Here is a 1006-nt window from a genome sequence, read left to right as displayed (position 1 = left end):
AAGGTGGTCTGGAGCAAGCGACCGACGGCATCCCATTGGTAATGGGTCACCCCGCCGTGCTCGTCCTGGCGAGTCAGCAACCGCCCGAGGGCGTCGTAGGCAAACAGCCGTTGGCTGCCGTCCGGCAGGGTTTCTTCCGTCAGCTGGCCCAGGCGACTGCGGGTGAAGCGGTGTTCGCTGTGGTCCGGGTAGCGGATCGAGCGCAGTTGCCCGTGGTCGTCGTAGGCGTACGCGGTGCTTTGCTGATCTGGGTCGATGAGCTCGATCACGTCGCCGCGGTCGTTGCGCCGGTAGGTCCAGACGGCGTTGCCACGCGAACGCGCGTGCAGGAAACCGTTGCGGTATTCGTAGGACGTCGGCGTGTCTTCAGGTGGAATCAGCGCCACCAGCCGCCCGGCTTCGTCGTAGCGGTATTCGGTAACGGCCCCCAGCGGGTCCTGTTCGGCGACCAACCGGCCCTGTTCGTCGTAGGCCTTGAGGTGTTCGCCACCGTCGGGCTCGACCTTGCGCACCAGCCGCGCCCGGTCGTCGTGCACGTAGACCTCTTCGCTGCCGTCGAGGTGCCGCACCGTGACGCTGCCGTCCTCACCCCAGCTGTAACGGCTGTCCATCTGCGCGAACGAGGCCCAGTGGCGGATGCAGCGGGCCAATCGCCCGGTCCCTTGCCACTCCCAGAAGAAACTCGCGCCGCCGGCCAGTTGCCGCTGGAGGATGACGTGGGCGTCGTCGTAGTCGTAGCGCTCGCTTTCGCCGGCAGCATTGGTCGCTTCGATCAGCCGCCAACGGGCGTCGTAGCGGTAGGACACCAGCGTCTGTTCGGTACGCCAGGCCTCGTCCAGGGTCAGGGCCGGGCGGAAACTCTGATAATCGATGGCAATGAGATGACGATGTTCGTAACGCAGGCGCAGGCAGCGGCCGGCACCGTTGTCCAGGCGGCTGATGTCGCCGTAGATGTTGCGCTGAATGCTGAGGCGGTTGTCGTGGCGGTCGCTGAGGGCGGTCAGAC

At 66.1% G+C, this 1006-nt stretch carries 1 pseudogene; it reads right to left on the bottom strand.

Features of this window, described 5'->3' with window-relative positions:
* Positions 1-1006: pseudogene (locus tag LCU97_RS26480) on the bottom strand (type IV secretion protein Rhs); the annotation flags it as partial.

This window comes from Pseudomonas uvaldensis, from assembly GCF_021271205.1.
GTDB lineage: Bacteria > Pseudomonadota > Gammaproteobacteria > Pseudomonadales > Pseudomonadaceae > Aquipseudomonas > Aquipseudomonas uvaldensis.
Note: the sequence above shows the minus strand (reverse complement) of the source record. Positions and strands in the feature narration are given on the sequence as shown.